The following is a 24,024-nucleotide window of genomic DNA, read 5'->3' as shown; positions in this document are numbered from 1 at the left end:
ATCCGACGTCACGACGGTGACACATGCCTCTCAGAGCCACTTCGTCGACTGCCCCGCCGAATCGGCGCCGTCGAGGACCACGAATCGGTGGTGTCGGGCTTGTCGGCGATGCTTGCCGACCAGGCCGATTTGACGCTGGTGGCCTGTGCCCCGACTGTCGACGAGTTGTTGGCCGTGACATCCGATCTCGATCTAGTGATTCTCGACTTGCGGCTGAGCGACGGTTCCTCGCCGACCGGGAACGTGCAGCGGTTGACCGCGGGCGGCATCGGAACTCTGGTATTTACCGGCGGTGAGGACCCGTACCTGGTGCGCTTAGCAGCGGCGGCAGGGGTACTCGGAGTGGTACGCAAGTCCGAGACCAACGCGGTGGTGGTGCAGGCGATTCGCGCTGCCGCCTTCGGTGAGCAGGTGGTCACCACCGACTGGGCCGCCGCCATCGACAGTGATCCGGCGCTGTCCGAGGTCGGGCTGAGCCCCCGGCAACTGCATGTTTTGGAGTTGTACGCCTCCGGGGAGACGACGGAACGGGTCGCCCGCTTGACGGGTCTGGCAACGCCGACCGTGACCGAGTACCTGCAACGAATTCGCACCAAGTACGCCGAGGCCGGTCGCCCGGCACCGAGCAAGACCGACCTGTACAAGCGAGCGCTCGAGGACGGTTATCTGCCGATCCCCAGACGCCCGGACCGGCGATGACCGTCGGAGACGCTGCGGGTTCGGAGTCCTCATCGGATCGAATCGTGCGGGCCTTCGCGCAATTCATCGGTGCCGGCTACATCTTCTATCTGCTGCTGTTGCTTCCGAACATCATCTCCTTCGCCGGCTACCTGTGGACATGGTGGACGCCGGTGGCGGTGGCAGTGGTGTTCGGGTCCGGTCTCTGGCTCGGCGCCGCGGGGGTGCGCGAAGGCGCGGGCCGGATTCGGACGGTGGCCGCGGTCGCCGCGACGGCATACATGGGAATCGCACTGACGTGGCCGTTGGCGTGGGTCGGGCCGCCGAGTCCGGATCGGACCGGCTTCTGGTTGGTGCTCTTTCCCGGACTTGCCGCTCTGGCCGCAACAGTGGCATGGCCCGCCGGCATCGCGGTCGGATACCTGCTCGTAGCCACTGTCGCGGTTCAGGTGTTCAACCACGGCTCGCATGTGGGCCGGGTCAATGGCCCCCTCCTCCCGGACATCATGTTCGGATTCATGTTCTGCCTGCTGTTCGTGGCGGCGGCCATCATGGCGCTGCGGACGGGACGGATCCTGGACGACACCCGGGCCACTTCGCACGAAGCCGCTGCCCACGCAGCGCGTGCCGCCGCCCGGCTGGCCGAACGCAAGCGGTTCGGGGCGCTGATCCATGACCATGTGATGGCGACATTGTTGTCGGCGGCCCGCCTAGGCGCGGGCCCGGCGGTGTCGCGTCAGGCCAAGCACGCGATCGTGCGTTTGGACGAGTTCCGGAATCCGGCACCAGACGACGACTTTGATGCCAAGACCGCCGTGGCGCATCTGCGGACGTCTGCCACGGCGGTCGCCCCTAGCATCGCGGTTCGCGCGGATCTCGAACCGCAGGCGATGCCCGCATCGCTGCCCGCCGAGGCGGTGCGCACGATCGGCGCCGCCGTGAGCGAGGCGGTCCGCAACAGCATGCTCCACGCCGGGGAGAAAGCCGAGCGCTCCGTTAGCGTACGTATTCGACCGGGACAACTCAAGGTCGAAGTCCTCGACAATGGCAGGGGGTTCGACGTGTCTGCGGTGTCACCACATCGGCTGGGGGTCGCGGTCAGCATTGTGGGGCGCCTGCGGCAGCTACCCGGAGGCGACGCCGTCGTGGAGTCGCAACCGGGCAGGGGGACGCGGGTGCTGCTGTCGTGGCGGGCAAGCGAATGAGACGGCCACCCGCGGATGGGACCCGGGATGTGCGGGAACTGTTAGGCATGCACACCCGCACCGCCCTCGTCCTGGTTGCCTTCTACGCCCTTACCATAGCGGTGCTGGCGTACACCTTCCGCGACGGCATCGAGCCGTACTGGCCCGTTGCGCTGGCCGTGGGGGTAGCCAGCCTCGGAGCACTGTCCTTGGTGACGGTGCCCGGCGACCCGCTCCCCCTCGCAACGACGGTCGCGCTCGCCTGCATCGGGCCCGGCACCTCGGCGATGGTGTTCGCGGTCCTGCCCGTCCCCATGGCCCATCACTGGCAGACATGGCCACTCAGTGCGGCCACAGCCATCTACACCTTCATGTGCGTCCGCGGCCGCACACTCGCGGCGTGGGTCGGATTCCTGCTGATGATCGGAGTCTGCATAGTGTGGGCGGCCGCCACTGGACAGGGCGGACTCCACGGGCTGGCCATATCGGTGATCAACTTCGCACCGCTGCTGATGTCGACCTTCTTCGCGCTCACCATCCGGCCGATGGCTCGCACAATCTTCGAACTGCGCAAGCGATCCCTGCACAATGCCGCAGCCGAAGCTGCCGCCGACACCATGATGCGCGAGCGCGACGCACAACTCGCTCGTCTCGACACGCTCGCCCGACCACTCCTCGACCGCATCGCCACCGCCGACGAACTCGACGAAGCAGACCTGTTCGAATGCACCCTGCTCGAGGCTCAACTGCGCGACAGTCTGCGAGCACCCGCGCTCACGGCCACCCGCGTCGCGGCCGCCACCCGGGCCGCGCGCAGCCGCGGAGTCGAGGTCAATCTCTTCGACGAGCACGGGCTCGACGAGGTGACCACCGACATTCAAGACAAGCTCCTGGCAGCGATCACTGCCGAAATCGACACCGCCCGGACAGGGTCGATCACTGTCCGCGTCCTACCACCTGGACGGCCGAGCCTGGCGACGGTCTTGACCAGCGCCGACACTGGCACACGTCGGACCGAGTTCGGTCAGGACGGCCACGCGCGCCCACCATCCGATTAATTCATTCCTCGGTGGCGCGTGTATGTCTCTGCGGCGGTGGAGAATCAAAGCGAATCGGTTCGGTGGGCAGAGCGGAACCGAAGATGGTGTGCGGCCGCCCCGGAATATTGTTGTTTTCTTCAAGTAATTATGACCGTGGTTTGCAGGTCGAGGAAGATCGGTCTGGTCGCGCACCTCCCGGCGACATACGGTCGGACCTCGAAACCAACTGCCCGAAGAGGCATGCGGCATACCCCGCGAGGAGATACCGTGACCAGCACACTCGACCACGTCCCCTATCGAAGCGTCGCAGAACGCGCGGCCCTCGGCGGAGAGTTGGACGCGTTGTATCCGCCACCCACTCCGCGGTCCCCGGCAGTGCTTCGATGCCATCCTCCGCTGTCGCATCGACAGACGAGCGTCCTTCGCCCCAAGCTGTCGTCCCGCGAAGTCGAGGTTCTCCTCGAGTGGCTGCGCAGCGACTCCAAGGGCGTTGTTGCGAGCCGACTGTATGTCACCGAAAGCACGGTGAGCACACACCTGATGCGGATCCGACGGAAATACGCCCTGGTAGGACGCCCCGCCTCCACCAAGGCGGCACTCGTAGCGCGGGCCGTGCAAGATGGCCTGATCGCGCTCGACGAACTCTAGCCGCCGACTCCTGAAGAAATGAGCCTCCAACCCTCCCCTGCCGACATCGTCTACGCGACCGTCCTCGGATCAGCACCATGGGTCTCGCTCCTCGCGCTCGTGCGGCCCCACCCCGATGCCAATCCCGCAGCATCCTCTGCCGGACCCTCCACATCGGCTGCACCACTGCGAACGGCAGGCACGGTGCAGGACGACATCATCGACCTGGTGTCCAAGGTGCGGCACCAGCCTCTAGACGATGCGATGCGCCAGTCCGCCCGAGTACTCCTGATGGAACTCCGAAGTCGGTGACCCATTTCCGGTTCGGCGCCTCGGTCGTGAAATCACGATCGACCAGGTCAGACGCACGTTTGGTCTCCTTCTCGCCGGGAATCGTGGTGCGGTACCGACGGCCGCGAACGGCTCCGGATAGCCCCTCGTCGCGCATGAGTCGGTCGACGGTGCACGCCGCGACCCCGTGGCCCCGCCTCCGTAGATCATGGTCATCTTCCGTCGTCCGTAGAGGCCCTCGGCAGTTCCGACGGTCCCACGCAGGGCGTTCGTCAGGTGTGCGTCGGTGACGGTGCGCTGCGAGGGTGGGGCGGTTCCAGTTCCGGTATGTGCGTGGGCCGACCTGGACAGCTATGTGCGTGGGCCGACCTGGACAGCGCGCTCGGTGAACAACACCGCTCGCTCACGCTGCTCGGCAGGGTGACGCTTGGACACGATGTGCATCCTCTCCCAAGAAAGGAAGCGGCATCAAACCGCATCAAACCTGTGACGGTTCAGACGTCTTGGAGTTGAAAGTTGTGTGGCTGGCTGTCCGTACCCAAGAACGTGAATGCTGGCCTACGCCAGCAGAGGCCGGCGGTGCACCGCCGAATTTGGTTGTGAAGTCGTTAGCTACCCTGTCCCCGTCCGCAACTAATAGCGGACTCCACAGGTTCACGCCCGAAATTGCACTGAGGCGGTGGTCGATCTGCGCGGAGGAAAGTGCACTTGGGGGACCCTGTCGCCGGGCGGTCGCGGGAAAATTAGCCGGGATCCGGTGCTAAGTGGTTGGATTTGCAAATTGCGGTTGATTTACCGGCAGCCTGCCAGTGGGCCACGGATCCCGAAAGGCCGTCGTCGATGAGCATAATTCGGTTCTGATCGTAGGAGGATCTATGAGGTCGAAGTGGCTCGGCAACTCAGCGCTGCCTGCAATCGCCGTTGGTGTCGTCGCGTGTTTGCTTGCGTCGTGCTCATCCGAAGTGGCGAGCCCCCCTGACAGCGTGACGGTCAGCGAGGGCGGCTTCGAGGTCGCCCAGGGACCGATGACGATCACCGGGCCGGCCGGCGTCGCGCCCATCGGCAGCACAGTTACAGCCTCCTCATCAGACAAGGCGCTGCCGAATGACGTACACGAGATGGTCGAGGTTTTCAGCGCTCCCGTCGAGGTAAAGATCGACAATGGCAACACCCAGCCGGCCGTCCCCGTGACCTTCTCGTTCAAGCTCGACGGCGCCGAAGCACAAAGACAAGTCGACGCCGGCCACATACCGGTCCTATTGCTACAGTCCGAGGGAAGTGATTCAGTCGACGTACTCGAAGCGACTTGGAACCAGGACACCCAGACCCTCACCGGCCAAGCTCCCCACTTGTCGTTCGGATGGCCAGGATTCCTGAAACCCGATGCGATCATCAAAGAGGTGGGCGCCGCGTTTACGTCCGTCTTCGGCCTCAGCTTCCCGAAGCCGGACTGTGTCGGAGAGTCCGCTGACTTCACGTCAACCTCGTACACAGTCAGCCCAGTATCGGGCGATGTGGCGTGGACGTGTATTCGGCTCAACAAAGCCGCTCAGGAGGGCACGCTCGGCATCGACCTCTACTCGAATTCCCCGTACATCTGGAAGGTACAGACCAATCCGGACCCGATAGAGACTTCTGGGAGTCTGGGCGATGCCGAAGCGATTCCGGCTGTCGCCCTCTACAGGGAGATCTTGGACAACGATGCAGACAGTGACAGGATTCTTCTTCCTGGCCAGTCAATCTCGCTGGACTTCGGACAGTACAACATGTCACCTAAGTCTGGCGTACTGAGCTACGACCTTGGAGTCTATCTGGTTGGCCTCACCGGCTACGGCATCGGCACCGTGATGAGCAAGTTCGCGCCTGGGAAGTACCAGCGAATTCTCGAAGACAAAGCAGCGATCCAGTGTCTGATCGATTTGAGCGAGACCTTCAATGACCTGCAAGGGGGCCTCACAGGCGCTCGCATGGGCGATCTAGTCAAGGGTGTCATCGCCTGCACCGGAGCTGTCGGCGGATCAGTTTTCGGAGCCATTACTGGCCTGCTTGGCGGCGCCGTGATGGGTCCGCTGGCATCGCTGGTCAATCCGCGACTCGCTGCGCAAAGCGCCAGCTTCGAGGTAATCCGCACCACGACTGACCAGCCTGCAGCCGCTGCCACGAACGCCGGAGCTCCTGGCCCCGTCGTCCAGAACACCCGATGCGGCCAGATAACCGACCCGCGGAGCGGCAACACCTTGACCGTAACTATCAAGTCCTCAAACGTTCCACTCGAATGCAGCGAAGCTGAAGCGACCTTCCGCGAACTGCTCGCCACGATCAACGACCGGACCTGGCCTGTGCGGACATACACATGTGGTGTCCTTGGTGCTGGCGAGCAGGAACAGTACGGCTACGTCATCACCTGCGACGACGCTGCAAGGGGCGCGAAGATCGTCCTCGGGAAGTGATACGCAATGTATCCGTAGGGCCACCGTTCACGTCGTATCGATTGTTCCGCCGATTAGCATGCAACCATCTTCACCACGTACGCGAGAAGCCCACGATGAACCGCAGGCACGCCTCGTCGAGATCAGTCAGGCACGAGGGCGCCATAGGTGTTGACTTCGGGCTGTGAACGGACTCTGAATAGCGATCGTGTCTCCGCCAGTCTCCCAGAGTTCCCTATCAACAGGTTATAGTCCTCCGAACAGCTGACAGGGCAGCAGAAACCGAACGAATCTGGTATCAATGTCCAACAGCCCGGTCGAGACAACAATCGATTGGGTCGAACTTCTCTCTTACTCAGAAGAATTCCAAGTTCTGACGCCGTCTTGCTTCGCTCGACAGAAGGAGTCACCGAAATGCGCTTCAGTCAGGCGAGCAGAGCCGGGCTACTCATAGCCGCCCTGGTCGCTTCCTTGATGTCATGGTGGGCCCCGTCCGTTGCCAACGCTGCGCCGGACCCTGCTAGATCGTCCATCAAGGAAGCTTGCAATAACGCGGACTTCATTCTCATATCTGCACGAGGATCTGGGGAAACTGGTGTAGGCGGCACCATGTGGTCCGTATACACAACCATGGCGGACCATATTTCTCGGACAACGAACGGAGCATCGAAGCTCAACCTGGTCAACGTGGATTATCCTGCCCGGCACGTGTCGAGTGCTGCTCTCGTCGCCGTGGGAAGCAACTCGTACTTCGACGGTATCGCCGACGGTTTCGTCAAGACCTCACAGTACCTACAGCAAGTCCAGACGTTGTCGGAGTGCTCGCACGTAACCGTATTCCTCGGCGGATTCTCGCAAGGGGCAATGGTGATGCATCGAATAATTCAAGCCTATGACCCCTCGCAACTCGCCCGATTTCACTTCCTCTCCGCGATCCTGGTAGGAGACGGCGACCGAGTCGCGCACGATGGAACACACAACTTTGGAAACGCTGATCCCGGTATCCAGGGAATCGGGCAGGCATTCCCCTTCCTCTCTGCCAGCAAGCCGGATCCGATCGACATAAACAATGACACTCCTGTCTTCAGCGTGTGCAACGCAGGAGATCCGGTATGCGCACTGTCAGTCCGAATACCGCCATGGTGCCCGAGTTGCGCCGGCGCATATACGGCAGCCGCGATCATGAGGGGAATCGCCGTGCACACCTCCTATGATCGCTCCGCGGCGTTGGCGCAAGCGGCTCGTGCGGCGACCTTTCGCTAACCGAGGAAGGAAGTGACCGCTATTGAGGCCACGCCCGTGGCGAGGCAGCACGTTCTCGCTATCCGCAGTTCCCCGCTGGACGTCGCCGGGTCGGTCTCTCTTCCCGTCAGGCATGGGACCCGCATAGCCAGCAGTGGAAGCAGATGAAGGTCGCGCTGCCCCTGGCCGCAGGAAAGCCCTTGCGGTTGGTACCTCGTTACTGGGCTCGTCCGACACTGTTGGTGTCCGCAGGCCGCTACTACGACACAAGTGTGCTCAGCCTCGCTCAGGCAGAACGGAGCATGGTCACCCTCGGTGGCAAGGTCCTCAAGACGCCGAAGGACCTGCTTCGCACCCAGCCCGGCCTCAAGCGTGGGTGAAGCACCAACCTGGCCGTCACTCATCGAACGCACAGCCAGAATGCCGATCTCGTCGCGGTATTCCGGGAATTCGTCCACACGAAGTGGGGGGATGGACCGCAAGCAGCCTGACCTGATCGTGACGTGGCCGCCTTACAGCCCGTCGAGCACGGTGAGCAGTTCCTCGAGCAGGGCGTCGGCGCGATCTTCGATCTCGTCGAAGACGTCGGCGAGACCGTCCAGACTGTCGCGGGCCTGACGGCGGGCTGCAACACCTCGTTCGTAGTAATGCGGATCGAGGTCGGTCTCCGACTCAATCTGCACAGTCGGCTCATCGTTGCAATCGCTCTGCTTACGCAGCGGCAGCGGCGCACGGGCCCGTACCCGGCCGGACAAATGCTCCCGGACGATCGAGGCGATGGACTGCGCGGTCATCGGTTGCGGCATCAGCGGTAGGTGTCCCCAGCGGTCGATCGGGGTCAGCAGGGGTTGTCGGGCTTGGCGGTCGGTGAGCGCGACCTGCTCGACCTCGATCGGGTCGGTCAGGTGTTGGGCGAGCAGATCGGTGTTCGGGTACGCGTCGAGAAAGGCTTGGACCTCGGCCCACCTGCAATACATCCCCACCGCCGGGCTCGCGGCGGCGGCGGACTCCGTTGGAAGACATAGCCGTTCCCCGCTCTCGGTGGTGGCGACGAGGGTGCCGGCGTCGACGGTGATGTCGCCGCGGCGCAGCCGGGCCAGCCGGGCGAACGGCATCCCGGTCGCCGCCAGGGCCAGGAGGAGGGCGTCGCGGCGGCCGAACAGCCCGCTCGGCCAGCCGGTGGTGGGCAGCTCGGCGGCTTTGTGCAGCAGGAGCGGGGCGAGTCGGTCGTGCCGGGCGGCGCGGGCGGTGTCGAGGCGGCGGCGGACGGTTTCGCTGCGGCCGGGCGCCGGGTGGCCGCGGCGGGTGTGCACGGTGTTGATCGCCGACACGCGCCGCCGCTGGGTCGCGGGCGCGGCGGGATGCTCCCGCAGGAACACCGCGAGCGCCTCCGGGGTGGCCGGCAGGCACGGGTGGTCGGTGGCGGTGCACCAGTCGGCGAACAGTGCCCAGTCGTGCCGATAGCGTGCCGGGATCCGCAGGCCGGACACCGTTTCCGGGGAGTCGTCGAGTCGCTCAATCGAGGTACTCATGCCCGTTCACAGCCCCAGGTTGGTGACGGCATTGTTGATGAGGGGTGCGTGTTCGCGGGCGTAGACCTCGAGCATGGCGGGGGTGGTGTGCCCGGTCTGGCGCATGATCGCGTGCGCGGAGGCGCCGTTGCGGAAGGCCTGGGTGACGAACCCGGCCCGCAGCGAATGCCCCCCGAGCTGCTTCACGATCTCGGGGTCATAGCCCGCCGACTCGGCGCGGCGGCGGATCGCGTGGTGCACCGCCGCCCCCGACAAGGCGGTGTCGGAGAGGTGGCCGTTCTTACGGATCGACCGCAGCAGAGGTGATGCCGGGACCATGCGGGGGCGGGTGCCGCGGCACACGTGCGCCGCGAGCGGCTCGGCGCTGCGCAGCAGCCGGATCACCGCGGGCCGGCCGCCGGTGTCGAACGCGGCGACCACCTGCGCCCACCGCATCCACGCGCACGGCGGGCAGCTCGTATGGCTGGGGGTGAACGGCAGGGCGCGGACGGTGCCGCGGCCCTCCTGGTCGGTCTTCGATTTGCGCAGTTTGATGTGCAGGCCGTCGAGCCGGTGCAGGCTGATGTCCCCACAGGTCAGGGCGACGAGTTCGCTGCGGCGGAACGCCCCCGCGAACCCCAATAGCAGGATCGCGGTATCGCGGCGTTCGAGCACCTCGTCCGCCCAGCCCGCGCTGTTCGCGCGGGCCTTGTCGACGATGGCAAGGATGTCGGCGGTGAGCAGCGGGGCCCGCGGGGTGCGGGGCCGGTCGCCAGCGGTGGCGTAGCCGCGGCGGATCCCGGCCATCGTCGCTTTCACCAGGTCGTCGCCGGTGGGAGCCGGGTGTCCGGTCTGGCGGTGGTGGTGGGCGATCGCGGCGAGGCGATGGGCGAGGGTCGCCGGGGCGTAGGCCCGCTCCCCCGCCTCGGTGACGGTGTCGGCGCAGGCGATCAGGTAGGCGGCGATCGTGACCGGATGCGCCGGCACCGCCACATGGTTTTCCGCGGCGCACCACGCGGTGAAGGCCCGCCACGCCGAGGCGTAGGTGCGGCGGGTGCCCGCGGCCCGGGAGGCGGCCACCGACTCCGCGATCCGCGCCGCCGCGCCGGGTGCGAGGTCCGGCGCCGCGGGCCCCGCCGGGGTCCCAGGCACGACGAGCTGGCCGTCTCCTGCGTCGTTCGTCTCGAGATCCACGGGTGGCGACGCTACCGGACGGCTCCGACAGGGTTGTCCTCGCTCAATCTATCTGACGCAGAACGCGTTACCTGAGCTGCGATGCCACAACTTGGTTGGACGGCCGCAGGATCGAATCGTCCAAGTTAGTTGTCGCACATCGTCGAATCAGCCCACCGTTTCGGCGGGTCGAGTCCGGGCACCGGGACGATGCCTGATGTACCGCGTGAGCAGCGAATCGAACACGCCGGCTGGGACTGCGCCGTCGGTGACGGACTCCTCGATGAGACCCCCGATCGCATCCTGTTGACCGGGTGACTCCATCGTGAGCACCCGATTCCGCCACGCGGTGTCAGCCAAAGACGTCGTGAGCGCAACGACAATCGGGTAATCGGCTGCCCCGCAGATCGCTGCGGTCAGATACCACCGGTTGGGGTTGGGCTCGAGAACTTCCAACCGAGCCCCGAACCGTGCAACCGACACCGCGTGTCGCACAGCGTGGTTGTCAGGTCCCGTCTGGTGTGGCGAGGCTGATTCTCGGTGAACTGCGGCTCGCCATGCGGGGTCTGTGCTGCCATGTGTCGTTGTTTCCCGTCTGAAGTGGCGGATTTCTGGTCGGGGTGGTGGGTTCGTGCGCGTGGCGGTCCGGGATGTGTCATCGGCTCGGGGTGTGGTGTCGGTAGGTGAATCTGTAGGTGTGTCGGTGCTGGGCTTGGTGTTGGTCGACCCAGCGGCGTAGGGGGTCGTTGTCGGTGTGCAGGCCTGCGGTCCAGCCGAGGAATCCGAGACGGTGGGCGATGTGCAGGTAGAACGGTCGCTGTTCGTGGACCAGCTCCGCGAGCCCGATCCGGCGACGCCAGGTCGGATCGATCAGGATTTCGGCGAGGATCACCGTCTCGGGCAGAACGAGCAATCGGGTCGGCAGCAGCTGTGGGGCGTGGTTGACGGCGTTGACCGCGTCCTCACGCGCGTTCCATCGCCGGGTGAGCCGCCGGTGCAGGAGCGGATCGGGGTTCCGCCGCCAGGCGATCATGATGTCTTGGGCGGTGTTGACATGGCTGGAAATCCAGTCGGGGTCCTCGTCGCTGCGAAACAGCTTGTCGCGCCGATGGATCGCTTTCGCGATCTCGGGTGCGGAGCTGAGGTTCACCGGCGGCTGTGCGGCGCACTCCCCGAGCCAGAGCTGATGCCGGCGGCAGTAGCCCTCGGCCGCCGACGAGTAGACCCTGATCACGGGAGCGCCGGGAATCTGTGCGATGCAGCGAGGGCAGTGCGTGCGCGTATGTGAGCTGACGCCGGCGAAATGCAGGCTGGGTGTGGCGGGGTCGATGGCATCGCGCCGCGGACCGGGCATCGGCAGGCTGCGTGCCAGTTGCTTCAGCGGGATGCCCGCGAATATCGCGAGCCGCTGCCGGGCGGCGAGGTTGAGCTGGACGTCCCAGTTCTTGAGGACCATGAATCGGTCCGGGCTGGTGTTGTCCGGGTGCCCGATCGACCGGAGCAGTGTTGTCGGCCTGACCAGTTCGTTCGCGGCAGCGAGCCGGAACACGAAGGACAGGGTCGTCTCGCCGCGGACCGGGCGAACCCGGAACGGCAGCGGGACGGCGGGCTTGTGCCAGAGCGGAAGAACGGTCATGACAGCGGCTTGCGGCGCGGGTCGTATTGATTGCCCGCAGCGATGTCGAGGATGACCGCTTCGAGGTGGGCTTTGGTGATCTTCTCGGTGCCGTCGCTGATGGCGTCGTTGGCGGCCTCGTAGATCAGCTGATCGAGGCTGCCGATCATGCCGCCGGTGCGGGCGTGCAGGTAGGGTGCCCAGTCGATCAGGGTTCCGGGTGTGTGGCGGTGCAGCCGCAGTGACTGCTCCATCGTGGCGACCAGCTTCTTCCAGTCGTTCTTGGCGGCGATGGTGTGGTAGGAGAACGGCCCGGTGGTGACCGGGATGAACCGGCCGGCGATCTGCCGGCCCCGGACGCCGGAGAACAGGTTGGTTTCTTCCAGGTCCAGACCGGAGTACACGAACGTGGCGGAGATCGAGTCGAAGAAGTATTTCAGCTGGTCGGATGCGTCTTTTCCCTTCTTCGTCGACAGATCCAACCGGTGGATCTCGTCGACCAGGACCAGCCGGGTGCCGGCCCGGCGCATCACCGCGGCGACCGCGTGCGCGAGGGCTTGTGGGGAGTCGTGGCGGCCGACGGGCAGTCCCAGGAACACCGCCATCTCCCCGGCCAGGGCCTTCGGGTCGGCGTCGGGTGGAATCACGATGTAGACCACCGGGATGCGGTCGGGGATCCCGGGATTGCGGCGTTCGAAGTCGAGCTGGAACCGGCGACCCAAGTGCGTGATCGACGTCGATTTTCCGGTCCCGCTGCCGCCGGAGACCAGCAAGCCCCGCCGGCCGAGCTGCTTGCCGCGGTTGTTGACGATCAGTTTCTGCCCGGTGTGCAGAACCTTGCGGATGTCGGGAGTGGCGACCAGCAGCAACGACGAGTGATAGTCCTGCCGGGCCTCGTCGTAGAGTTCCCGCTCGAGTTCGTCCATCCGCTCACGATCGCTGCCGGAGAGCATCTGCGGTGGTTGAGGATGGGCCGTGCCGACGAACGACGACCAGCCCTCCTTGGTGGCCAGCGGGTGCCGGGCATCGAGATGTATCGAGCTCACCAGCGGCCTTCCTGCTCGTCGAAGGCATCGAGCAGCCCGAACGGCACCACGGTCTCGGCGTCGGCCTCGATCGTCGGATCCGATTCCGCCTGGACCGGCGGTGCGGGCGGCAACGCCGGGGGCCGGGCCGGTTCGGGCAGGGCGGTGGGCCATCGGCCGACCTCGGTGACCTCCACGGGCAGGTGGTTGGGCATCTCGCGGGTGCACGCATGGCGAGCCAGCGGACGGCGGGTGTCGGGGCCGGCTTCGGCGCGGCGCAGCAGCGCGGCCAGGATCACCGCGACCGCCATCTCGTTGGCGTCGTCGACGCCGCGCTGCGCTGCCAGTTTCCGTGCTGCGCGCCAGGTGAAATCGGCGAACGGCTGCCGCACGATGTTCCGGTGCGTCCACGGGACGGTGATCCAGCCGCGGCCGCGGTGGTTCCGGACCCAGACCCGCGAGACGTCGTAGGGGTCGTAATGGACCTCCCAGCGGCCGCCCTTGGTGACGATGCCCGAGGATTCCCCGGCGAAACCGCGCAGCTCGCTGCTGTTGTAGGTGCGGTAGTCGATCTGAACACCGGCATCGCCGATGGCGCGCCATTGCGCCGGCAACAACTCGATATAGTCCTCGCCGGTCAAGGTGACCGGGACATACCCGGCCGCGGCGATCAGCGCCGCGTAGACATCGTTCGGTGACGCGTTCTCGGTGGGGGTGAAGGGGTGCCGCAGCCCCTCGTGCGGGCGGGTCTGCCAACCGGCCAGCACCCATTCGTCGAACAACTCCTGCAGATCCGCCAGCGACCAGACGGCGCGCTCGTCGACGTCGGTGCCGCGGCGGGTGACGTCGCGGCCGGTGTAGCCGGAAACATGCTGGCAGAACAGGGTATTGATCGAGGAGAAGGTGCGTTCGACGATGGCCTTGTCGGTCGGGGTCAGCACGTGCGCGGGCTGCACCGAGATGCCCAAGGTGTCCGCGGCGCGGGCGAACACCTCCGACATGAACACCTTGCCGTGGTCGATCACGACGGTGTCCGGGACGATCACCGGTTTGGCGGCCGCCATCGCCATCCGCGCGTCCAGTGTCACCAGCCGCCGATACGGGATCCGCGACGCCGCCAGCGCCAGCGCATGGTCCCAGCCCGGCCGCATCGGCTCGGGAACGCTCATCCGCGCCAGCATCAGCGCAGCGTCGACGGCTTTCGCGCCGACCGGCCGGAGCACTCCCGCGCCGATGGTGCGGGTGGCGATATCGACGGCCAGCACGAGCTCGGCGCGACCGATCACCCCGTTGTCCATCACCGCCATCACATCGATCGGGGTGGTGTCCAGATGCACCAGCTCCCCCGGCCGCGCGGCGGTGGCCGGGGTGTAGACCTTGTCGGGCCTGTGCGCCGCCGACCGGCGGGTGAGCGCCGAACCGAACGTGTGCCGGCCCTGGGCCAGCACGTCCAGCAGCCGGTAGAACGTCGTCTTCGACGGCATCGGCACCACCCCGGGCCCGTGTTCGTCGTCGAGCATCTGCTTCACCCTCGCGATGACCCGCGATTTCGTGCCCGTCGACGTGCCGGTCTGGGCGTCGATCACCGCCGTCGCCGCGGCAATCACCCGCGGGTCGACCTGCCCGGTCGGCGCGGCCGTCCTGGTGTAGCGGGTGTCGACCAGCCCCCACAACCCCTGCTCGCGGTAGCGCTGCCGCATCCGCTGCACCGTGCGGGCGCTGGTCTGGCGGCCGGCCGCGGTCAGCTCCGCGGCCTTTCGCGTCTCCCTCGACTTCAGCGAGAACACCGTCGGGTCGTACCCCGGCCGCGGCTGCGCATCCTCCGGAGTGTCCGGAAGCAGACCCGTCTCGACCTCGATCACGTGACGTTCCCAGTCCCTGGCCGCCTCCAGCACCTTCTCCGGCAGCGAGGCGAGCAAGTTGCTCGGCTCGATCTTCGGTGCCGGAGCCGCACCGACCAGTTCGAAGTCCTCCGCTGCCAGCAGGAACGACAACGCCACCACGCTCGATTCGCCCGCCTCGGACAACAAGCGGATCTTGGTACCCGAGAGCGCGACGACCGCGTGCGCCGTGCCCTCGAACACGACCCGGTCGCCGACCGACACCACCGGACGTGGCGACCTCATCACCACCCCTGCTCGGACAACGGCACCGACCGGGCACTCGCCAGATCCGCCACGTCCGCCACGTGCGGCGACACCCGCACCACCGTCCGATGGGACAACACCAGCGCCAGATCCGCGAGCAGCCAACGTCGCCACATCAAGTGATAGAGCACCGGCAAGGTGCCCAGCGGATCCCCGGCCGCCTCCGCGCCGTCGAGCAGCGGCTGCGGGCATGCGAACACCTGCAGCAGGTCCCGTGCCGTCGGCTCGTCGAAACAGCGGGGATGCCGGTAGCCGCCCAACCAACGGTGGTTCGCCGCCAGCACCGGGTCCAGCCGGTCCCACACCGCGTACTCCCAGCCGACATCGCCGCAGGCCCGTGCCGTCGCCGCGAACGCTTCCCGATCCCGGTCCTTGATCCGCTCGGACGGCCGTGAATCCAGCACCAGGGTGCGCCCGTGGTCGAGCCGGACCAGGAAGTCCGGGGTGTGCCGCCGCCTCCGGCGCGTGCCGGCGTCCCACAGCAGTGTGAACGGCTGCGACACCACATCCGACACGGTCGGGTCGAAATCCAACGCCACCAGATGATCCCGCTCCACCCACGACTCGAACCCGATCCGCCGGCCCAGCGTCGCCGACCAGTACCAGCCGGGGAAGTTCTTCTGCCCCCGGTACGACGAGAACGACCGCACCGGACCCCCGATCTGCGCAGCGACCTGTGGAAACGACTGCCACGGCAGCCTCCGCCGGTCACCGGAGACCGTCACGAACTCCACCTCGACCCAGCAATCACCCCGGGCACTCGCATCGTCTCGGAGCTCGGAAGCAGTCAGCACCGGAACATCTTCGCCACTTCCGGTGGGAACCCGCCACCGATCCGCCACTTCTCCCGGGAATCCGCCACCTCGATCGGGAACCGACAGTGGTGACAACTATCTCGGACGACGCCTTCCGGATGCGACACCTATCTCGGACAACGCACCGACAACGTGGACAAGGACAAGGGTCCCGGCGACCGAACACGCTCACCTCGGGGTTTACGGCGATGGCTGCGTAAATGGGATTTTACATGCCTGACACCACACAAACCAGGAGTGACATACCCCCAGTGTCCTTTGCCAGTTGATCTGAGGCATTGCCAGTGTGTCTGAGGCAAGTGCCGGGTTTTTGCCACTAAGTTGAGGCAGACCGTTTCCTACCTGCGTGTTCTGGAGGCTGTTGCCTTGGCTGGTGTCGCTGCCGTAGGGGCCGGGGAGGACTATCGAGTCGAGTTCGTGGGGCCGGGCGGACAGCGGTGTGAGGTTCCGTTGTTGACGTGTGCGACGGTGCGGTTCGAAGATGCGCCGCCGGTGCGCGGATTCCCGTCGTATCGGGGGCAGCGGAGCTTTCCCGGCCTGTGGTGGTCGGCGACGACGGGTTCGCATGTCGGGTACGAGTCCTGGATGGAGCGGGACTGGCTGATCGCCTTCGACTCGTGCCGTGAGGTGACGGGGATCGGTTCTCAGCCGTTTCGGTTGTCGTGGCGAGCGAAGAGAATCAAGCGGCACACTCCCGATTACTTCCTGCGGCTGCGTGACGGCGGAGCGGTCGTGGTGGACGTGCGCGCCGATACTCGGATCGACGCCGAGGATCGGATGGTGTTCGACACGACGGCGGCGGTGTGCGAGTTGCTCGGTTGGCAGTACCGCCGACTTGGTGAGATGAACCGGGTGCGGGCGGCGAATCTACGGTGGTTGTCGGGTTATCGGCACCTCCGCTGCCGACGGGCGGGGCTGGCCACGAAGCTGGCCGAGATCTTCGCCGTGCCGCGGCCGCTCTGGCTCGGCGCCGAGGATGCAGGCGATCCGATCGAGGTGTTGCCGACCCTGTTTCACCTGCTCTGGCACCAGGAGCTGGTGACCTTGCCCGACACGGAGTTGCTCGGGCCCGCCTCGCTGATCGGGCCCGGCCGTTGACCGCCCGAGCCGACGTGCTTGCGCCGGGTTGTCTTTTCCGGGTCGGTGGACGCGACCACGAGGTGGTCGAGGTGATCGGGTTCGATGTCCGCATCCGGGACGTGGCCGGAGTGGTGTCCACGGTCCCGACCGGGCAGATCCTGGCCGATGCGAGTTTCGAGCTGCTGACCTCGCGCCATGCGCCGCTGCCGCCCTCCGGTCGGTTGGCCGACCTGCCGGCCGAGGTCGCCGAGCAGGTCCGGTGGTGGGAACGTCACGTCCTCGAGCTGATTACGGGCCGGCCACCGGACGCTGCGCCCACGGCCGCGGGCGCCAAGGATTATGACCCGGCGACCACGACGATGCGGCAGCGAGAACAGGCGAAGGTCCGGGAGTTGGCCGCTGCGGGGACCGAGGTCAGCCTGGCGACCGTGCAGCGGATGCGTCTGGCCTACGAACGTGACGGACTCTGGGGCCTGGTCGACCGACGTTTCGCGCGACGGATGTCTCCGACGGGCCGGATCGATCCGCGCATTGTCGAGGCCACCCGCACAGCGATTGCCGGGGAAACGGACCGGTCCACCGGCACCGTGGCGCGGTTGCATCGCCGCGTCGGTCAGCTCTTGACCGAACTGCATGGTCCCGACGCGCCCGCGCTGCCGGCGCAGCGCACCTTCTACCGTCTCGTGGCCCGCCTGTCGGCAGGTCAGCACACTTTCGGCTCGGCACGCACCCGCCGCTCCCTGGCCAAACAACCCGACGGGCCGTTCGGCCTGGTCACCACTTCCCGACCCGGTGAGATCGTGCAGATCGACTCCACCCCACTGGATGTGCGTGTCGTCCTCGACGACGGCACGGTGGACCGGGTCGAGCTGACCGGGATGATCGATCTGGCCACGCGCACGGTCCCGGCCGCGGTGCTGCGACCGACGACGAAGGCGGTGGATGCGGCACTGCTGCTGGGCCGAGCATTGACACCGGAGCCGATGCGGCCGGGGTGGAGTGATGCGCTGCGCATGTCTCGGTCGGTGCTGCCGCACCGAACCCTCACCCGGGTCGATCAGCGCCTGGCCGACGCGGCGGCCCGGCCGGTGATCGCTCCGGAGACGATCGTCGTCGACCACGGCAAGGCGTTCTTGTCGCAGACCTTCCGGACGGCCTGCCGAACCCTGGGCATCAGCCTGCAGCCGGCGCATCCGGACACCCCGACCGACAAACCCGTCGTCGAACGCACCCTGCAGACGGTGAGCACCTTGTTCGCCCAGTACGTCGCCGGCTATGTCGGCTCCTCGGTCGAGCGACGCGGCAAGAACGCCGAACGATCCGCGGTCTGGTCGATGGCCGAACTGCAAGCGCTACTCGACGAATGGCTGGTCGCGGTCTGGCAGCACCGCCCCCACGACGGGCTGCGCGATCCCCTCACCCCGGACACCGCCCTGACCCCGAACGAAAAGTACGCCGCCCTTGTGCAGGTCGCCGGCTATGTGCCGGTGCCGCTCTCGGCCGACGACTACATCGAACTGCTCCCGATGACCTGGCGCACGATCAACACCTACGGCATCCGAATCAATCGCCGCACCTACGATGCCCGTGCCCTGAACCCCTATCGGCGCCAGCATTCCGGGATCACGGCCCACTCCGGCCGCTGGGAGATCCATCACGACCCGTACGACATCTCCCGCATCTGGGTGCGCAACCACCACAAGGGCGGGTGGATCACCGCGACGTGGACACACCTGCGCACCGCTCCAGCGCCTTTCGGCGATCTGGCCTGGCAACACGCTCGAACGATCCTCGGCCGACGAGGGCAGGACAAAGCCACCGAAGCCGAGATCGCCCAGGTCGCCGCCGAGCTGCTCGACCGCGCCGAGCAGGGACCGGCCGGAGCGGTCGCGGCCTCGACGGAGCGGCGCTCACCGCGTGATCGCAAGGTCACCGGACGCACCCGAGCAACGACCGAGCCGTCCTGGCCGAAACCCGATCCCGAACCGGAAGCCGTCGTCACCTCACCTGCCGAGACAGCACACGGCGAGGCCGCCACCGGCCCCGACGAACCGTGCGCGGCGGTCATCGCCCTGCCCACGTTCGATGCGCGGAAGGAAGCCGAATTGTGGCCATTTTGACCCCGGTCTGCCAACTGGAAAACCGCCGCCAACCGACCACCACACTCGAAGGATGGCGACGGTTCATCGAGGCCGAACCGTCGCAGTTCGAGTTGCTCCCCGAGCAGGACTGGAAGAGCCTCGACGACCGTGAACGGGTCGCCTACGACGAGGCGAGGATCGCCCACCACGCCGAACTGGTCGTGGTCACGACCTCCACGATCACCGAGATCACCAACGAGGGACGACTGCTGACGCTGCTCAACCAGCGGGAGATCGGGGCCCGACGGGGACTGATCGTCTCCGGCCCCGCTGCCACCGGCAAGACCACCGCGATCAAACAGTTGGGCCGGTTCCACGAGTTGCGGACCCAGATGCGGTTCCCCGGCACGAACCGCATCCCCGTCGTCTACGTGACCGCACCCCCGAAGGGGTCACCACGCAAGCTCGCCATGGAGTTCGCCCGCTTCCTCGGACTGCCACCCATGCGCGCCCGGCAGAACGTCACCGACATCGCCGACGCGGTATGCCAGGTCCTCATCGACGCCCGCACCGATGTCGTCGTCGTCGACGAAATCCACAACATGAACCTGGCCACCAGCGCCGGCGAGGACCTGTCCGACCACCTCAAATACTTCACCGAGCACCTCCCGGCCACCTTCATCTACGCGGGCATCGACGTCGAACGCTCCGGATTGTTCACCGGTGTGCGCGGGCAGCAGATCGCCGGCCGTTCCCTGCTGATCAACACCACACCGTTTCCCTGCACCACCGAGTGGAAACAGCTCGTCGGCGGTCTGGAAGCGACGCTGCGGCTGCACCGTCATCAGCAGGGAACCCTGGTCGCCGCCGCGAAATACCTGCACCAACGCACCGGCGGCATGATCGGCAGCCTCGGCCACCTCATCCGCGCCAGCGCCATTCGCGCTGTTCTCGAGGGCACCGAACAGATCACCCGGGCCCTGATGGACAACGTCCGCGTCGACCACGCCGTCGAATCGGCCACCCGCCGAGCCAGCAGCACCCACCGATGACCGAGACCTGGTTCGATCTCGTTCCTCGACAACAACTTCCCCGCACCACCGCACCATTTCGCGGCGAAACGCTCCACTCGTTCCTGCGCCGGCTGGCAGCGGTCAACCACATCACCGTCACCGATCTGCAGCCCCTCCTCGGGTCGACGACGGGAAAACGCCCCGACCCGCGGTGGTTGTCGATCGTCACCGGCTGGCCGGTGGCCGCCCTGGTCGACAGATTGCGCGGATTGACCGAACCCGAACCGCGACATCGCTTTCCCAGCGCCCTCTGTCGACTCTGTGCGGCCCGCCGCAACGTGTTCGACACGGTCATCGTCTACCCCGACGGGCACGTCAACGTCTGCCGTCGCCACAGACTCTGGATCGGAGGTAGTCACACTGCGCCGCAGTACGACATCACCCCGCTTCCCGAGCTGCGCACTGCGCAACGCACGCATCGGCGCCTGGCCCGCCGGCACGGCACGCTCGCCGCGGAAGCGGCCTACCGTGACGCCACCAGCATCATCCGCCGCTGGACGGACAGCGGACAGCACACCAGCCACCGTGATCGCCGCCTGCGGATCTGCTTCCCCGACCGACCCGAGCGGCCCGGCTGGCCCGAAACCGAGATGGCCGACTATCCCGAAGTAGTTGCCCTGACTGCGCTGCTGATCTCCGACACCTGGACAAGCAAGGCGGTCTCGCTCGGACCCCGCAAGAACACACTGCGCCAGTTCTACACCGAAGTCGGCCGTCGCCTCGATCTCGACATTCGGTTCGACAACATCGACGACCCGTTGGTCAGCTGGGTCAACGAACAGCAGCACGCCCTCGAACTCCAGCGCTACCGATCCGACCCCACCGGCACCCGCAGACGTCCACTTGCCTCAAGAATCTGGCGAGAACACCAGCAAGCGGTCTTGCCACATTCCTGAGGCACCGCAGGTCAGCGACCTTCTCGTGCCTCAGATCAAATGGCAAAGGACACCCAGCTCGTGAAAATGCCTGATATGCACGATTCATCCTGATTTCTTCGGGGCTCCCGCGGTGGACAACACCCCCGCGACCCTCACGCCCGGCGCACCCCGACCCACGCCTCCACCTGCAATGATGACAGAGAACGCGGTCCGGCACCCCCGTCTTCGCCGAGTTGAGAGGGCCGCACGAAGTTGCCAGCGGGCAACCTGGGGGAACGTCACTCGATGTCAGCGGTAGGTCGCACGAATGTCAGCAGGATCCGGGCATGTTCCGGTCGCTGAGATGGGGGTATGTGCACCGCGAGACCTGGCCGAGAGCGGCTCGTCGGCTCCCTCGACTTCCCGCTGCTCCGGCTCGGAACCGAGGACCCGATCGCCCTGTGCCCGGACCACGTCGACGGCGACCACGAGATGCCGGCCGGGTTGTTCGACGGCAATCGCCTCACCGGGCAGGTCGAGAACCAGTACGAAACCCCGGCCATCGCCACCGAGGTGGTCCTGATCCCGAACCTCACGTTCGTCACCGAACCGCTGCAGGGCCACGACCTGGGGGCGTGGCTGGTGGCAGAGACGATTCCTCGGATGCTGCCCACCGGCCTCGTGTTGCTGTGGCCCTACCCGGTGCGTGTCACCGACCCCGGACCGGACTCGAATTCGGATTCCGTGCAGATCGCCGTGCTCGACGGTGCCATCGGCCGGCTGTCCGACCATTTCCGATCGTGCGGGCTTTACACCGGTCGAGTCCGCGCCCTGGGCGCTGGGAATGTCGACCGCCTTGACGGCGCTGGCGGTGGCACGGGCCCGTCTCGGTGTGGTCCGGGACACCGCGGCGGTGCTCACGCTCGAGCAGCTCCGGGCCGCGTCCACGCCGCCGGCGCCGGGCCAGTAAGTCGAACCCACCTCGCGTCGGGTCGAAGTCGGCGAGACCGCATCGGAATGCAGTGGTCTCTACCGCTCCCGGTAGATCTCGGAGCGATGCCCGAGCCCGATCGCGACGATCACCAGTTCGTCCTCGCGGATCTCGGCGATGACGCGCCAGTCACCGATCCGGTAGCGCCAGTACCCCGCGTGGTTCGCCGTCAACGCTTTGCCCCGCTGACGGGGGTCGTCCAGCTCGCAGACCTCGTCGAGGTATGCCCTGATCCGCCGCAATGCTGTGCGGTCGATACGGCGGGCGGCCTTGTCGAACTGCGGCGAGGTTCGCAGGTGCCACCGGGTCACACGCCCAGCTCATCCCACAGTTCCTGGGCCGGCCGGCTCTGCTGACCGGTGTTCTCCCACTCGTGGACCACAGAGTCCGCCCAGAACTGCTCTTCCAGTTCGCCGAGGTGCGCATGGATCGCCTCGCGGATGTAGAACGTTTTCGATCGTCCGGTTCGTCGCGCCAGTGCGTCGAGCCTGGCCTCGTCCTCCGGCGTGAGTCTGATCGAGATTGCCACGGAAACCACCTCCTGCGATACAAGTATCGCAGAGGGCGCGGCGGGTGGCTACCACCAGGTCACGACCAGGAGGTGGCGGCGATGGGGCGCCTGCAGGCTGGGGGTGTGGTGCCGGCAGGCTCGCCGAGTTCGCCCCGCGTCGAACGGTGCCCCGCATCGTACCCACCGTCGATGGTGCGGACCTCGGCTGCGACAACGATCCCGGCCCGGGTGACGAACCCACCACCCGGGCGCTGCACCAGCACACCGCCGTGCCCGAGCCGCGCCGGGACGGCGCTGCTCTCCTCGAGTGTGAGGTGAGGCCGGCCGATCAGAGATCGAACAGTGAGAATTGGTTCTTCTGGGCCCGGGACTCGGTGTCGTCGAGGTACCGGTCGGCCATGGCTCGGGCGACGGTCTCGTCGTAGCCGAGTTCGGCGGCGACCTCACCCCGGTCGTGGCCGCTCGGTACACCCTGCGTGCCACCCTCGGCGCGCCGACGTTCTTCCGGCACGGCGAAGCGGACCAGCAGCCGGCACTGACGCGGGCAGGCACCGTCGAGTGCACGGACGTCGAATCGACACCGGAGAACTGAACACCCGTGTCCGGGCGACCTGCACGGTGCTTCTCTTTTCGACGACAGAGGGTTGCGGGGTGTCCTCGTCACCGGCGGTCCTCGTCTCGGTCGGGTTTTGCCTGCTTATTCGGGTCGACCGGCAGCCGCCAGGTCGCCGGCGGCGGGCCGAAGGGAATCAGATCCGGGCGCGCCCACCGCGCCAGGTCGGCGTCGCGTTCGGCGGCCAGGACCGCAGCGACCTCGGCCGTGGTCATCGCATCGAGTCGCTGCGCCGGTTCCGGCACCGTCGACGCCGCATACCGGACCCGCCGCTCCCGTTCGGCCGCGGCCAGATCCGACCGCAATCGGCGCGCCTTGCCGGCGCGGGCCTGCAACACCCGGGCACGGTCCTCGGCGGAGGCGGCATCGGCGAGTATCGCGGTGCCCAGATGCGCCCCGGTGCCGGCGTCGAACACCTCGATCTCGCCGGTGTGGTGCGGCATGTACCGGATCCGCACCCCGGCCCCGACCAGTCCGACCATCCAGTCGGCGACGTAGTGGCGGCCGCGGCCGAACGCGACCCCCTTGGTGGTGATCGTGCGACGGCGGCGATCGTCTTCGAGGGTGAACATCCACAACCGGGTCTCGTCGGCGTCGTGGATCGGGGTCGGATCCTCGTCCCAGGACTGCATCGGCGTCCGCTCCCCCAGTTCGGTGATCGTGTGCTCGGTGTTCCACCACCGCACCCAGCCCAGCACCTCGGCGGTGAACGCCTCGAACGACAGCGGCGGCTGGTCGGGATCGACCGGGCCGCCGCCGACGTGCCTCTGCCGATGCGTGTAGCGCGGCAGGCCCGCGAACAGCATCTTCTCGGCCGCACCGTTGATCGTCTCCACCGTGCCCTTCAGGTGCGCACCGTAGGCGGGCAGCTCGTCCACCCGCACCGCGAACGCCCCCAGCGCGTCGGCGACGGTGCGGGACAAAAAGTCCTTGCCCCGGTCGATGCGCACCGCCGCGGGCAGACCACCGGCCGGCACTCGTGGTGGGGATGGTCACGGCGGCGGTCGCGGCCGCGGCACTGACCGTGCCGCTGGCGCTGCT

Annotated in this window: 21 protein-coding genes; 11 read left to right on the top strand and 10 right to left on the bottom strand. The window is 66.7% G+C overall.

The genetic code is table 11. The features are described 5' to 3' along the window. Positions 1 to 108: 108 nt before the first annotated feature. The 6 genes from AIIKEEIJ_RS23425 to AIIKEEIJ_RS23400 all read left to right on the top strand — a co-directional run bounded on the left by AIIKEEIJ_RS23425 (position 109) and on the right by AIIKEEIJ_RS23400 (position 7,512). Positions 109 to 699, top strand: coding sequence for a DNA-binding response regulator (locus tag AIIKEEIJ_RS23425; RefSeq protein ID WP_238071903.1), 591 nt, complete (start codon positions 109 to 111; stop codon positions 697 to 699). 44 nt (positions 700 to 743) lie between these two features. Further along, on the top strand, positions 744 to 1,883 hold the full coding sequence (locus tag AIIKEEIJ_RS34115; RefSeq protein ID WP_161996678.1) for an ATP-binding protein: 1,140 nt from the start codon (positions 744 to 746) through the stop codon (positions 1,881 to 1,883). 47 nt (positions 1,884 to 1,930) lie between these two features. Then, entirely contained in the window at positions 1,931 to 2,920 is a 990-nt protein-coding gene (locus AIIKEEIJ_RS23415; RefSeq protein ID WP_238406542.1) for a hypothetical protein, read from the top strand. Between the two features lie 249 nt (positions 2,921 to 3,169). Continuing rightward, positions 3,170 to 3,550 carry a LuxR C-terminal-related transcriptional regulator gene (locus AIIKEEIJ_RS23410; protein WP_238071901.1) on the top strand — a complete coding sequence of 127 codons (381 nt, stop codon included), beginning with the start codon at positions 3,170 to 3,172 and terminating at the stop codon, positions 3,548 to 3,550. Between the two features lie 1,145 nt (positions 3,551 to 4,695). Beyond that, positions 4,696 to 6,270, top strand: a complete 1,575-nt coding sequence (locus tag AIIKEEIJ_RS23405; RefSeq protein WP_161996676.1) for a hypothetical protein — start codon at positions 4,696 to 4,698, stop codon at positions 6,268 to 6,270. 393 nt (positions 6,271 to 6,663) lie between these two features. After that, positions 6,664 to 7,512: a cutinase family protein gene (locus tag AIIKEEIJ_RS23400; RefSeq protein WP_072812436.1), complete on the top strand. Its 849-nt coding sequence runs from the start codon at positions 6,664 to 6,666 to the stop codon at positions 7,510 to 7,512. A gap of 491 nt (positions 7,513 to 8,003) precedes the next feature. Here the strand turns inward: AIIKEEIJ_RS23400 and AIIKEEIJ_RS23395 are convergent, their stop codons facing one another. The 6 genes from AIIKEEIJ_RS23395 to AIIKEEIJ_RS23370 form a co-directional block, all read right to left on the bottom strand. Continuing rightward, positions 8,004 to 9,023, bottom strand: a complete 1,020-nt coding sequence (locus AIIKEEIJ_RS23395; protein WP_072812433.1) for a hypothetical protein — start codon at positions 9,021 to 9,023, stop codon at positions 8,004 to 8,006. Positions 9,024 to 9,029: 6 nt separating this feature from the next. Then, entirely contained in the window at positions 9,030 to 10,196 is a 1,167-nt protein-coding gene (locus AIIKEEIJ_RS23390; RefSeq protein WP_072636212.1) for a site-specific integrase, read from the bottom strand. Between the two features lie 634 nt (positions 10,197 to 10,830). Then, a complete protein-coding gene (locus AIIKEEIJ_RS23385; RefSeq protein WP_010596657.1) occupies positions 10,831 to 11,811 on the bottom strand; it encodes a TniQ family protein in 981 nt (326 codons plus the stop codon). Next, positions 11,808 to 12,836, bottom strand: a complete 1,029-nt coding sequence (locus AIIKEEIJ_RS23380; protein ID WP_010596658.1) for a TniB family NTP-binding protein — start codon at positions 12,834 to 12,836, stop codon at positions 11,808 to 11,810. The genes AIIKEEIJ_RS23385 and AIIKEEIJ_RS23380 overlap by 4 nt, the downstream gene beginning before the upstream one ends. Then, on the bottom strand, positions 12,833 to 14,941 hold the full coding sequence (locus tag AIIKEEIJ_RS23375; RefSeq protein ID WP_040273180.1) for a Mu transposase C-terminal domain-containing protein: 2,109 nt from the start codon (positions 14,939 to 14,941) through the stop codon (positions 12,833 to 12,835). Before AIIKEEIJ_RS23375 ends, AIIKEEIJ_RS23380 begins: the two co-directional genes overlap by 4 nt. After that, positions 14,941 to 15,687, bottom strand: coding sequence for a TnsA-like heteromeric transposase endonuclease subunit (locus AIIKEEIJ_RS23370; protein WP_230831874.1), 747 nt, complete (start codon positions 15,685 to 15,687; stop codon positions 14,941 to 14,943). The genes AIIKEEIJ_RS23375 and AIIKEEIJ_RS23370 overlap by 1 nt, the downstream gene beginning before the upstream one ends. A 558-nt stretch (positions 15,688 to 16,245) precedes the next feature. Here AIIKEEIJ_RS23370 and AIIKEEIJ_RS23365 point away from each other — a divergent pair. The 5 genes from AIIKEEIJ_RS23365 to AIIKEEIJ_RS33750 all read left to right on the top strand — a co-directional run bounded on the left by AIIKEEIJ_RS23365 (position 16,246) and on the right by AIIKEEIJ_RS33750 (position 21,838). After that, positions 16,246 to 16,875 carry a TnsA-like heteromeric transposase endonuclease subunit gene (locus AIIKEEIJ_RS23365; RefSeq protein WP_308071913.1) on the top strand — a complete coding sequence of 210 codons (630 nt, stop codon included), beginning with the start codon at positions 16,246 to 16,248 and terminating at the stop codon, positions 16,873 to 16,875. A 62-nt stretch (positions 16,876 to 16,937) separates the two neighbouring features. Then, positions 16,938 to 18,977: a Mu transposase C-terminal domain-containing protein gene (locus tag AIIKEEIJ_RS23360; protein WP_374121858.1), complete on the top strand. Its 2,040-nt coding sequence runs from the start codon at positions 16,938 to 16,940 to the stop codon at positions 18,975 to 18,977. After that, a complete protein-coding gene (locus AIIKEEIJ_RS23355) occupies positions 18,965 to 19,990 on the top strand; it encodes an ATP-binding protein (protein ID WP_161996674.1) in 1,026 nt (341 codons plus the stop codon). Before AIIKEEIJ_RS23360 ends, AIIKEEIJ_RS23355 begins: the two co-directional genes overlap by 13 nt. After that, a complete protein-coding gene (locus tag AIIKEEIJ_RS23350; RefSeq protein ID WP_161996673.1) occupies positions 19,987 to 20,907 on the top strand; it encodes a TniQ family protein in 921 nt (306 codons plus the stop codon). The genes AIIKEEIJ_RS23355 and AIIKEEIJ_RS23350 overlap by 4 nt, the downstream gene beginning before the upstream one ends. An 805-nt stretch (positions 20,908 to 21,712) precedes the next feature. Next, positions 21,713 to 21,838 (top strand): hypothetical protein, encoded by a 126-nt coding sequence (locus tag AIIKEEIJ_RS33750; RefSeq protein ID WP_274387122.1) that lies wholly within the window; start codon positions 21,713 to 21,715, stop codon positions 21,836 to 21,838. A gap of 59 nt (positions 21,839 to 21,897) precedes the next feature. Here the strand turns inward: AIIKEEIJ_RS33750 and AIIKEEIJ_RS23340 are convergent, their stop codons facing one another. From AIIKEEIJ_RS23340 to AIIKEEIJ_RS23325, 4 genes are all read right to left on the bottom strand, one after another. Further along, positions 21,898 to 22,170 (bottom strand): type II toxin-antitoxin system mRNA interferase toxin, RelE/StbE family, encoded by a 273-nt coding sequence (locus AIIKEEIJ_RS23340; protein WP_161996672.1) that lies wholly within the window; start codon positions 22,168 to 22,170, stop codon positions 21,898 to 21,900. Then, a complete protein-coding gene (relB, locus tag AIIKEEIJ_RS23335; protein WP_161996671.1) occupies positions 22,167 to 22,388 on the bottom strand; it encodes a type II toxin-antitoxin system RelB family antitoxin in 222 nt (73 codons plus the stop codon). The genes AIIKEEIJ_RS23340 and relB overlap by 4 nt, the downstream gene beginning before the upstream one ends. A 310-nt stretch (positions 22,389 to 22,698) precedes the next feature. Continuing rightward, positions 22,699 to 22,881, bottom strand: a complete 183-nt coding sequence (locus AIIKEEIJ_RS23330) for a hypothetical protein (RefSeq protein WP_161996670.1) — start codon at positions 22,879 to 22,881, stop codon at positions 22,699 to 22,701. A gap of 149 nt (positions 22,882 to 23,030) precedes the next feature. Beyond that, positions 23,031 to 23,960: a Mu transposase C-terminal domain-containing protein gene (locus tag AIIKEEIJ_RS23325; protein ID WP_161996669.1), complete on the bottom strand. Its 930-nt coding sequence runs from the start codon at positions 23,958 to 23,960 to the stop codon at positions 23,031 to 23,033. Positions 23,961 to 24,024: the final 64 nt, after the last annotated feature.

The organism is Rhodococcus sp. YH1 (assembly GCF_009939605.1).
Taxonomy (GTDB): domain Bacteria; phylum Actinomycetota; class Actinomycetes; order Mycobacteriales; family Mycobacteriaceae; genus Rhodococcus; species Rhodococcus aetherivorans.
The sequence above is the reverse complement of the archived record's forward strand: the minus strand, read 5'-3'. Positions and strand labels throughout refer to the sequence as shown.

Excerpts from the sequence above, each read along its gene's own strand:
- AIIKEEIJ_RS23425 (WP_238071903.1), top strand. The coding sequence starts at position 109 with ATGCTTGCCGACCAGGCCGATTTGACGCTGGTGGCCTGTGCCCCGACT.
- AIIKEEIJ_RS23415 (WP_238406542.1), top strand. The coding sequence starts at position 1,931 with ATGCACACCCGCACCGCCCTCGTCCTGGTTGCCTTCTACGCCCTTACC.
- AIIKEEIJ_RS23405 (WP_161996676.1), top strand. The coding sequence starts at position 4,696 with ATGAGGTCGAAGTGGCTCGGCAACTCAGCGCTGCCTGCAATCGCCGTT.
- AIIKEEIJ_RS23400 (WP_072812436.1), top strand. The coding sequence starts at position 6,664 with ATGCGCTTCAGTCAGGCGAGCAGAGCCGGGCTACTCATAGCCGCCCTG.
- AIIKEEIJ_RS23395 (WP_072812433.1), bottom strand. The coding sequence starts at position 9,023 with ATGAGTACCTCGATTGAGCGACTCGACGACTCCCCGGAAACGGTGTCC.
- AIIKEEIJ_RS23385 (WP_010596657.1), bottom strand. The coding sequence starts at position 11,811 with ATGACCGTTCTTCCGCTCTGGCACAAGCCCGCCGTCCCGCTGCCGTTC.
- AIIKEEIJ_RS23375 (WP_040273180.1), bottom strand. The coding sequence starts at position 14,941 with ATGAGGTCGCCACGTCCGGTGGTGTCGGTCGGCGACCGGGTCGTGTTC.
- AIIKEEIJ_RS23350 (WP_161996673.1), top strand. The coding sequence starts at position 19,987 with ATGACCGAGACCTGGTTCGATCTCGTTCCTCGACAACAACTTCCCCGC.
- AIIKEEIJ_RS33750 (WP_274387122.1), top strand. The coding sequence starts at position 21,713 with ATGTCGACCGCCTTGACGGCGCTGGCGGTGGCACGGGCCCGTCTCGGT.